This is a genomic window from Nonomuraea sp. NPDC049269, assembly GCF_043197155.1.
In the GTDB taxonomy this organism is placed as follows: Bacteria; Actinomycetota; Actinomycetes; order Streptosporangiales; family Streptosporangiaceae; genus Nonomuraea.
Map to the genome: position 1 here is coordinate 932997 of NZ_JBICSO010000005.1, position 9816 is coordinate 942812.

10 protein-coding genes are annotated in these 9816 nt (G+C 69.4%); 6 read left to right on the plus strand and 4 right to left on the minus strand.

The genetic code is table 11. The annotated features are described in order from the left end of the window. The first annotated feature begins 12 nt into the window (after positions 1-12). The 3 genes from ACGFNP_RS31775 to ACGFNP_RS31785 are packed head-to-tail and all read left to right on the plus strand — an operon-like array spanning position 13 to position 3592. Positions 13-1212 carry an argininosuccinate synthase gene (locus tag ACGFNP_RS31775; RefSeq protein WP_358325974.1) on the plus strand — a complete coding sequence of 400 codons (1200 nt, stop codon included), beginning with the start codon at positions 13-15 and terminating at the stop codon, positions 1210-1212. A gap of 32 nt (positions 1213-1244) precedes the next feature. Next, on the plus strand, positions 1245-2666 hold the full coding sequence (argH, locus tag ACGFNP_RS31780; RefSeq protein ID WP_393325060.1) for an argininosuccinate lyase: 1422 nt from the start codon (positions 1245-1247) through the stop codon (positions 2664-2666). 8 nt (positions 2667-2674) lie between these two features. Further along, a complete protein-coding gene (locus ACGFNP_RS31785; protein ID WP_393325062.1) occupies positions 2675-3592 on the plus strand; it encodes a DNA-3-methyladenine glycosylase in 918 nt (305 codons plus the stop codon). Here the strand turns inward: ACGFNP_RS31785 and ACGFNP_RS31790 are convergent. Further along, positions 3532-3933, minus strand: a complete 402-nt coding sequence (locus ACGFNP_RS31790) for a PH domain-containing protein (RefSeq protein ID WP_358325982.1) — start codon at positions 3931-3933, stop codon at positions 3532-3534. The two genes, ACGFNP_RS31785 and ACGFNP_RS31790, sit on opposite strands and share 61 nt — an antisense overlap. Positions 3934-4017: 84 nt before the next feature. On the opposite strand from ACGFNP_RS31790, the gene tyrS reads away from it, so the two are divergent. Then, positions 4018-5283, plus strand: coding sequence for a tyrosine--tRNA ligase (gene tyrS, locus ACGFNP_RS31795; RefSeq protein WP_393325064.1), 1266 nt, complete (start codon positions 4018-4020; stop codon positions 5281-5283). 48 nt (positions 5284-5331) lie between these two features. Here tyrS and ACGFNP_RS31800 read toward each other — a convergent pair whose 3' ends face one another. Continuing rightward, positions 5332-6774, minus strand: a complete 1443-nt coding sequence (locus ACGFNP_RS31800; RefSeq protein ID WP_393325066.1) for a glycosyltransferase family 39 protein — start codon at positions 6772-6774, stop codon at positions 5332-5334. A gap of 31 nt (positions 6775-6805) precedes the next feature. Between ACGFNP_RS31800 and ACGFNP_RS31805 the strand changes: the two genes are divergently transcribed. Beyond that, positions 6806-7402 (plus strand): HAD family phosphatase, encoded by a 597-nt coding sequence (locus ACGFNP_RS31805; protein WP_358325991.1) that lies wholly within the window; start codon positions 6806-6808, stop codon positions 7400-7402. A gap of 297 nt (positions 7403-7699) precedes the next feature. Here the strand turns inward: ACGFNP_RS31805 and ACGFNP_RS31810 are convergent, their stop codons facing one another. After that, positions 7700-7879: a hypothetical protein gene (locus ACGFNP_RS31810; protein WP_393325069.1), complete on the minus strand. Its 180-nt coding sequence runs from the start codon at positions 7877-7879 to the stop codon at positions 7700-7702. 46 nt (positions 7880-7925) lie between these two features. Continuing rightward, the gene (locus ACGFNP_RS31815; protein ID WP_358325996.1) at positions 7926-8309 is read right to left on the minus strand and encodes a PPOX class F420-dependent oxidoreductase; all 384 of its coding nucleotides are present in this window, start codon (positions 8307-8309) and stop codon (positions 7926-7928) included. 91 nt (positions 8310-8400) lie between these two features. Between ACGFNP_RS31815 and ACGFNP_RS31820 the strand changes: the two genes are divergently transcribed. After that, the gene (locus tag ACGFNP_RS31820; RefSeq protein ID WP_393325071.1) at positions 8401-8844 is read left to right on the plus strand and encodes a MarR family winged helix-turn-helix transcriptional regulator; all 444 of its coding nucleotides are present in this window, start codon (positions 8401-8403) and stop codon (positions 8842-8844) included. The last annotated feature ends 972 nt before the right edge of the window (positions 8845-9816 follow it).

The following is a 9816-nucleotide window of genomic DNA, read 5'->3' on the forward strand; positions in this document are numbered from 1 at the left end:
TTGGAGAAACACATGACACAGAGAGTGGTACTCGCATTCTCCGGAGGCCTCGACACCTCCGTGGCCATTCCGTTCCTGGCCGAGAAGATGGACGCCGAGGTCATCGCCGTCGCCGTGGACCTGGGACAAGGTGGCGAGGACATGGAGGTGATCCAGAAGAGGGCCATGGACTGCGGCGCGGTCGAATCCGTCGTCGTGGACGCCAAGGAGGAGTTCGCGGCCGACTTCTGCGTGCCCGCGCTGCAGGCCAACGCCCTCTACATGGACCGCTACCCGCTCCTGTCGTCGCTGTCGCGGCCGCTCATCGTCAAGCACCTGGTGACCGCGGCCAAGCAGTTCGGCGGCACGATCGTCTCCCACGGCTGCACCGGCAAGGGCAACGACCAGGTGCGCTTCGAGGCCGGCCTGGCCGCGCTCGCGCCCGACCTGAAGGTCGTCGCCCCGGCCCGCGACTTCGCCTGGACCCGCGACAAGGCGATCGAGTTCGCCGAGCAGAAGGGCCTGCCGATCGAGACCTCCAAGAAGAACCCGTTCTCCATCGACCAGAACCTGTGGGGCAGGGCGGTCGAGACCGGCTTCCTCGAGGACATCTGGAACGGCCCCACCGAGAACGTCTACTCCTACACTGCCGACCCGGCCGTCACCCGCGACGCCGACGAGGTCGTCATCACCTTCGAGCAGGGCGTCCCGGTCAAGCTCGACGGGCGTTCGCTGACGCCGTACCAGGTGATCGACGAGCTGAACACGCGTGCCGGCGCGCAGGGCGTCGGCCGGATCGACATGGTCGAGGACCGGCTCGTCGGCATCAAGTCCCGCGAGGTGTACGAGGCGCCCGGCGCGATCGCGCTGATCACCGCGCACATGGAGCTGGAGAACGTCACCGTCGAGCGTGACCTGGCCCGCTTCAAGCGCGGCGTCGACCAGCGGTGGAGCGAGCTCGTCTACGACGGCCTCTGGTTCTCGCCGCTCAAGACCGCCCTGGACGCGCTCATCGCCGAGGCCCAGAAGCACGTCAGCGGCGACATCCGGATGACCCTGCACGGCGGCAAGGCGACCGTCACCGGCCGCCGCTCGGAGCAGTCGCTGTACGACTTCTCGCTGGCCACCTACGACACCGGCGACACCTTCGACCAGTCGCTGGCCAAGGGCTTCGTCCAGCTCTTCAGCCTGCCCTCCAAGATCGCCGCCGCGCGAGACGCGAAGCGGGGCTGATGTGCACTATGGTCGCGGGGGACGATAAGGAGATGACGGTGAGTGATGGCAAGCCGATGCGGCTGTGGGGCGGGCGCTTCGAAGGCGGCCCAGCTGACGCGCTGACCCGGCTGTCGGTGAGCGTGCACTTCGACTGGCGGCTCGTGCCGTACGACCTGGCGGCGTCCAGGGCGCACGCCCGGGTGCTGCACAAGGCGGGGCTGCTGAGCGACGACGAGCTCGATCGGATGATCGGCGCGATCGACGACCTGGAGCGCGCCTGCAAGGCGGGCGAGTTCCGGCCGACGGTCGCCGACGAGGACGTGCACACCGCGCTCGAACGCGGCCTGCTGGAGCGGCTCGGCTCGCTCGGCGGCAAGCTGCGCGCCGGCCGGAGCCGCAACGACCAGATCGCCACCGACCTGCGCCTCTACCTTCGTGATCATGCCTGCACGATCGTCTCCCGGCTGGTCGAGCTGGAGACGGCGCTGATGGCCCAGGCCGAGCAGCACGCCGACACCGCGGCGCCCGGCATGACCCACCTGCAGCACGCGCAGCCGGTCTCGTTCGGCCACCAGCTGCTCGCGCACGTGCACGCCTTCGCCCGCGACATCGACAGGCTCACCGACTGGGACCGGCGCGCGGCCGTCTCGCCGCTCGGCGCCGGCGCGCTGGCGGGCTCGTCGCTGCCGCTCGACCCGCAGGCCGTGGCCGCCGAGCTGGGCTTCTCCTCGGCCGCGCCCAACTCCATGGACGCGGTGGCCGACCGTGACTTCGCGGCGGAGTTCCTGTTCGACGCGGCCCTGATCGGCGTGCACCTGTCGCGGCTCGGTGAGGAGATCGTGCTCTGGGCCTCGCAGGAGTTCCGCTGGATCGAGATGGACGACGCCTACTCCACCGGCTCGTCGATCATGCCGCAGAAGAAGAACCCCGACGTCGCCGAGCTCGCGCGCGGTAAGTCGGGGCGGCTCATCGGCAACCTCATGGCGATGCTCACGACGCTCAAAGGCCTGCCGCTCACCTATAACCGCGACCTGCAGGAGGACAAGGAGCCGGTGTTCGACTCGGTCGACACGCTGCTGCTCGTCCTGCCCGCGATGGCCGGCCTGGTCGCCACCATGCGGGTCAACACCGCGCGTATGGAGGCGTCGGCTCCCGAAGGCTTCGCGCTCGCCACCGACCTCGCCGAGCTGCTCGTCCGCCGCGGCGTGCCGTTCCGCGACGCGCACGAGGCGGTCGGCCACCTGGTGGTGTGGTGCCAGGTCCACGACAAGGACCTGGGCGAGCTGACCGACGACGAGATGGCCAAGGTGTCACCGCACCTGACGCCCGACGTCCGCGACGTGCTGAGCGTGCCCGGCGCCCTCGCCGCCCGCAAGTCCCACGGCGGCACCGCACCCGACCGGGTCCGCGACCAGCTCGTCGCGCTGCGCGAAGCGGTCGACGCCCAGGCGGCGTGGGCCGCGGGCGCCTAGACTCCGGCATGCCTTCCGGGATCCCGTGCTCGGCGCCGCTGCCGCGGCGCTTCTTCGACCGGCCGTCGCACGAGGTCGCGCCCGACCTGCTCGGGCGCGTGCTCGTGCACGGTCCGGTCGCGGTCCGGCTGACCGAGGTCGAGGCGTACGGCGGGCCCGGCGAGGATCCGGCGGCCCACACCTACCGGGGACGGACGGCCCGGAACGCGGTCATGTTCGGGCCACCCGGCCACCTGTACGTGTACTTCACCTACGGCATGCACTTCTGCGCGAACCTGGTGTGCCTGCCCGAGGACTTCGGGTCGGCGGTGCTGCTGCGGGCCGGTGAGGTGGTGGCACGGGCCGACCTGGCCCGGTGGCGCCGCTCAGGCGGCGGCTCGGGCGACGGTGGTCCGGACGGTGCTGGTCCGAGCGGCGGAGGTTCGGGTGCTTCTCGGCGTAAGCCGATCGCGGACCGCGACCTCGCTCGCGGGCCCGCCCGGCTGGCGGTCGCGCTCGGGCTGGCGCGCGAGCACAACGGGCTCGACGCCGTCTGGGAAGGCTCGCCGGTCGGGCTGCCCCACCTGCCCGACCCGGACTCAGCCCCGCCCGGGCTCTCCGACCCGGGCTCGGTCCCGTACGGCGACCGGCTCGACCCCGCGGCCCGGCCCGCCGACCAGCCTGACCATGCGCCCCGGCTTTCCGAACAGCCGGAGCATGCGGCCTGGCTCACGGGTCTCCCCAAGGGGACCGCGGTCATGCTCGAAGGGTGGCCAGCCGAGGCGGACGCGATCAGGTCTGGCCCGCGCACCGGGATCTCGACCGCCAAGGACACGCCCTGGCGGTTCTGGATCGACGACGACCCGACCGTCTCGCCGTACCGGGCTCACACCCCGCGCCGCCGCAGCACCGCGGCCACCTCGGTCGGGGAGGTCCCCAGCTCGTGAGCACTGAAGATGTGCAGGTAGTCACCGGTGTCGATCTCCAGCATCTCGCTGCGCAGACCATACCTCCTGCGCACGTCCACCTTGACGTCCTCGATCGCCTCCCACGGCACGTGCCGCCGGCCCGCGAAGCCGTGCACCACGGTGATGCCGCTCTCGTCGGCCGCCAGCCGTACCGGGACCAGGACGTCACGGAGCCCCATGGCACCCACCAGCACGGCCGCCGGAATGGCCAGGATCACCCCCCGCACGTCATCCTGGAGGTACCAGAACAGGGCGAGACCGGCACACGCCACAGCCCCTAGGATCTTGAAAACAGCCAGCTCGCGACGGACCTTCCACATGGCGACAGAGAGTATCCAAGTGGCGGACATCCGGCGCGATCCGGCACTCTGTAACCACTCGACGTCTCCTGGAAAGCCAGCACCGTGACCGACATTCTCGATGAGCTCGAATGGCGCGACGTCCTCGCGCAGACCACCGACATCGACGCCCTGCGCGGGGCGCTGTCGAAGGGTCCGATCACGGTCTATGCGGGCTTCGACCCGACCGCGCCGTCCCTGCACATGGGCAACCTGGCCACGCTGCTGATCCTGACCCGCTTCCAGCGGGCCGGCCACAAGCCGATCGGCCTGGTCGGCGGCGCCACCGGCCTGATCGGCGACCCCAGCGGGCGCAGCACCGAACGCGTCCTCAACACCACCGAGGTCGTCGAGGAATGGGTCTCCCGGATCCGGGTGCAGGTGGAGAAGTTCCTGACCTTCGACGAAGGCCCCGCCTCGGCCGAGCTGGTCAGCAACCTCGACTGGACCGCCGAGATGTCGGCCATCGACTTCCTGCGCGACATCGGCAAGCATTTCCCCGTCAACCGGATGCTCGCCCGCGAGTCGGTAGCGGCCCGGCTCGGCGGCGACGGGCTCAGCTACACCGAGTTCAGCTACCAGATCCTGCAGGCCAACGACTACCTGGAGCTCTACCGGCGCCACGGCTGCACGCTCCAGATCGGCGGCAGCGACCAGTGGGGCAACATCACGGCCGGCGTCGACCTGATCAGGCGCGTCGAGGGCGGCCACGTGCACGCCCTGACCGGCAAGCTGATCACCAAGGCCGACGGCACCAAGTTCGGCAAGACCGCGGGCGGGTCGATCTGGCTCGACGGGGCGTTGACCTCCCCTTACGCCTTCTACCAGTACTTCCTCAACGCCGACGACCGCGACGTGGTGCGCTTCCTGAAGGTGTTCACCTTCCGCGAGCGCGAGGAGATCGAGGCGCTGGAGAAGGCGGTCGCAGACCGCCCGTTCGCCCGTGAGGCGCAGCGGACGCTGGCGGAGGACCTGACCACGCTCGTGCACGGCGCGGGCGAGCTCGCGGCGGTCGTGGCGGCGTCCAAGGCGCTGTTCGGCCAGGGGTCCCTCGAAGAGCTGCCCGTGGCGACGCTGGCGGCGGCGCTGGCCGAGGTGCCGAAGGCGACGATTCCGGCTCTCGGGGCGCCGTTCGTGGACCTGCTGGCGGACAGCGGCCTGGTGGAGTCGAAGTCGGCGGCCAGGCGCGCGGTCAAGGAGGGCGGCGCCTACCTCAACAACGTCAAGATCACTGACGAGGCGTACGTACCGGAGGCATCGGACCTGCTCCACGGGCGGTTCATGGTGCTACGGCGCGGCAAGAAGTCGGTCGGCGGCGTCGAGGTCGGCTGACCCGCCCGTGTGAGCGCAGCGGGCCTTTCCCGGAGGGGGAGGGCCCGCTTACTTACGGGTGAACAGGGCCACGGTGAGGCCGGGCGTATCCGCCGAGTGCCAGGACCCGGCCTGCTCGTACCCCGCCTCCTGAACCGCCTTCACCCGTGGCAGCTTCTGCCCCGCGGACTTGACGCCGCGCCACACGACCCAGACCCGCTTCCAGTCGGCCAGCGCGGCGGTGACGTCATCGCGCTCCGGAAAGCCAAACCCCTCCGCCTCCGGGGCGGGCCCCAGCCGCAGCACGTCAGCCGGCATCGTCCGGTCGCCGTAGTAGTCGAACCCCGCCCGCACAGAGCTCTGCCCGAACACGATCGCGTCCTCCGGCCGAGCGTCCACCTTCCGCACAGCCCACGGAAAGTCCTCGAACCGCCCGTTGGCCTCCCGAACCTCCGCACGCTGCGGCAAGCCCACCACCACGGTGACCACCACCAGTCCGCAGCAGGCCACCACCGTCGCCCGCGGAACACTCGCCACCGCGATCCCCGCCAGCAGCGCCAGAGCGGGCGCGGCGACGAACAGGTACCGATCCACATAGACCGGCGTCACCAGGTGCGACACGGCCAGCAGGAGGAGCGGTGGCAGCACCAGCCACCCCAGCAGCGTCCCGGCCCACGCCCGGTTGCGGAGCAGCACCACACCGGCCAGCGCCACCACGAACAGCAGCACCCCCACCTCGGTGCCCCCCGCCACCATCTTCGGGAACTTCAGGAGCACCTCCGCCCCACGCTGCGGGATCCAGCTGATCGCGTGCCGCTCGCCGTACCCGATCAGACCGAGAACGATCGCGGGCAGGCACCCGACGGCGATCGCGGGCAACCACCTCAGAAGCACGGCACGGCGGGGCAGCAGCGCGACGGCGGCGACCAACTGGGCGGGCAGCACGAGCACCGCGAACAGATGCGTGCAGCACACCAGCCCCACAGCCGCGCCATAGAGCACCCAGGGGGCGCGTTCCGCCTCCTGTGCGCGTGTGGCACGGTGGAGGGCCCAGAACGAGAAGACCACCGCGGCCGCCGCGGGCGCGTACGAGCGGGCGAAGGCACCGTAGTACGACACCGAAGGCAGCGCCGCGAACAGCGCGCCGGCCGTCACCCCCGCCCACGTGCTGTGCAGCCGCCGCCCCAGGTCCACCAGGAACCACGCGGCGACCCCGATCGCCAGCGCCGACGGCAGCCGCAGCCACAGCTCCGCCGTCCCACCCTTCACCCAGAGCTGCATGAACAGGTAGTACGGCAGGAAATGACCATCGATGTGCCGCGCCAGCTCCCACAGCCCCGGCAACGACCGGGACGCGGCGCTGATCGTGGCCAGCTCGTCACCGTTCAGCGAGGCGGAGCCCGAGCCGGTGAACGCCACGATTCCGGCGATCCCGGCCATCCACCATGGGCTTGACCTGCGCTGACGTAGGGTCGGCCGGGCTGGAGGGGCGAGGGTGGAGGCGGTGGTCACCGGGGCAGAATACGCGCATAGGCTCGGATTTATGCCTGAAGTGATCGTGTTCGACCTGTACGGGGTTATCGCCCGTGTTCAGACGCGTGAGGCCAAGCAGGGCCTCGTCGACCTCTCCGGGGTCCCGGGAGAGAGGTTCTGGGAGGCGTACTGGGAGTGCCGGCCCGCGTATGACGCCGGCCAGGACGCCAAGGCGTACTGGGCCGCGGTCGCCGGACGGCTGGACACGCGGTTCGCCGACGTGAGCGCGCTGATGGCGGCCGACCTGGAGAGCTGGTGCCACGTGGACGCCGAGATGGTCGCCGTGGTGCACGAACTGGCCGACCGGGGACGGACGCTGGGGCTGCTGTCGAACATCGTCCCCGACCTGGTGCCGGTATGGGAGGCGCAGCATGGTGACTGGCTGGGGCGGTTCGCGTCGCTGACGTACTCGTGCCAGATCGGGGTGGCGAAGCCGGACCGGCGCGCTTACGAGATCTGCGCGCGGCGGCTGGGAGTGGAGCCGGGGGAGGTGCTGTTCTTCGACGACAACGAGGCCAATGTCGTCGCGGCGCGGGAGGCTGGGATGGCGGCGGAGCTGTTCACCTCTCCGGCCCAGGTACGCGCGCTCACGCTTTCCGCCCCTTGACCGAGGATCCGGGTGGCTGCCGGTGACGTCGCCCTGCCACCAGCCCGAGATCTCGGCGCGGGATCCGAGACAGGGCTTGCCCTTTGCCTGCGCGGCTGGGTGAGCTGCTTGCTCAGCACCTCACCCAGCTCGCCGTCCGCATTCTCAGCACGCGGAGATCAACAGCTCGTTCGCCGACCTTGGACCGACAGCTACTCCTTCGCCCGCGTCGGGCAGAGACTGACAGACACTCGCTCGCCCTCGCCGGGCACGACCACCTCGCCGGCATCCGCCCGCACAACTGGGCCTCCCGCTCGGCTAAGCGCGGTCGTACGTGCCGACCGCTACAGGCGTACAGCGGTTGGGTGCAGCGCCCAACTGGAGACCCGCGGCGGTGTGGTGCTGCTGGTCGGGCCGTGTCAGGTCGCCGACCAGGGCGATCCGTTCGCGCCAGGGCAGCCGAGGCGTCGCCAGGTCGCTGGTGAGCCCGGCCAGCACCGCCCACCCGCAGAGCCACCCGGGCCATGGCGGCCATCACAGGGCGTCACTGGCTGGTCGTACGTGTCGGCCGGGCGACGATGACCACCCGCCGCTCCGCGTCTCCCACCGGCCGGTCGTACGACAGTCCGTAGCGGGTGGCGAGCACATCGAAGAGGTCACCCGAGGGGTCCGGGTCGATCCGCTCCACCACGGCGCGGATCTCCAGGTATCGGTACGGCTTATCGGGATCGTTGATGGAGACCGCCAGATCACCATTTTCCACGACATTTCGGTACTTCTGGCGGTCTGTGGTGGTCGTGAAGCGCAGGTACTCGCCGTCCCACACCGTCCAGACGGGGTTCACCTGTGGCTTCCCGCCAGGCCCGATGGTGGCCAGGTGCGCGAACAGCGGTCGGGTCAGCAGGTCCAGGTGGCTCTCAGGGATCACTTTCCGGCTCCTCATTCCTGTTGTACGGTTCCGGCACACTATCAAAGCTTTTATAACAGTCAAGGTTGGTTTGCTTGTACCATCTCTTGGCATGGGAATGCCCGCGGAGGAACGCCTCGGCCTCGACATCAAGCGGGCCGAACAGGAGCTGATCGCCGCCAAGCAGATCGCGGTCAGGCCCACCGGGCTGACGGTTCCGCAGTACGCGACGCTTTACGTGTTGGCCGCCAATCCCGGCATCTCGGCCGCCGCCCTGGCTCGAGCCTGCCTGGTGACCCCGCAGGCGATGACGGTGGTGCTGAAGAACCTCGACGCGCGCGGCCTGGTGAAGCGTACGCCGCACCCATGGCACCGCAACGTCCTGGAAACCCAGCTCACGGACGCCGGCCGCATCGCACTGGAGGCGGCGGACGAACGGGCGGTACGGATAGAGCAGGCGATCGCCGACGAACTCACCACAGAGGAGCGGGACACCCTGCGCTCCCTCCTCGGCAGGTGCGGCGCGGCGATCGAACGGGCATCCACGCAACTGTGAATGCCGGACTCACCTGCCGGGCTCAGTCGTCGCGCCAGGTGGCATGGCGCCCCAACCAGCCCCCCGACACCCTGACCTCCACCATCTGCCTTGGTGCTCAGCCGGACCCCGTACACCGGCTCTCATCAGCTGCCCTGGTGCCCGGCCACAATCCGACTACCTGCCCTCCGCGTTCGCCTCCGGAACGGTCGCATTCGGCTGCCGATCTCCGCAGCCGGCACGCCGCAGGTGCATCCATGCAGCGCTCCGGCCCCCACTCTGGGTCTCAGAGTCGCCCACCCCGAGGGGTTGCTTGGGCCAGGGCCCAGAACCGCCTACTAGGAGGGGTTGCTGGGTCCGGATGTCCGATGGTCTCCGAGCCGCGACATGTCCCGTTGGGTCCCTCCCCTCCACACCCTCGATGCTCCGAAGTCCTGGTCAGCTGACTTTCTGGGCTGCGTCTCCGCAGGTGGAGTCCGGTCTTTGTCCGACGTTCGGGAGAGACGTCCCAGGGCGCGGTGAACCCCGATTTGACGTAGGGCCAACGGCGACCTAATCTTTCACTTCGCCCCGGGAGTGAGCCGGACGCCGATCAGGCGGACGGGCCCCAGGGCAAGCCCCTTGAGATAACGAGCCACTCGGCCAGGTCGCTTCAACGCGCACTTCGGTACGAGTCGTCTCGGGCGCGCTCAGATCACCGGAAAATCGGTTGATTCGACAAGCCCAGGATGACACGGTAAGTTACGAGGGTTGCCCCGGAGACGGGGCGCACCATCCTAGCTAGATTTGATCGATTTCATGCAAATCTACGATTTGACACGAAATCAGCAAATCTGATAAGATGGAGAAGCGAAGTGTGCGCCTCCGAGCAAGGGTCCGGATGGATCTGAGCGAGGATGTACGCGTCCGTTTCTTGAGAACTCAACAGTGTGTTAAAAGCCAGTGCATGATGCACAACCCCGTCATGTCCATGCTTTCGGGTGTGGATGACGG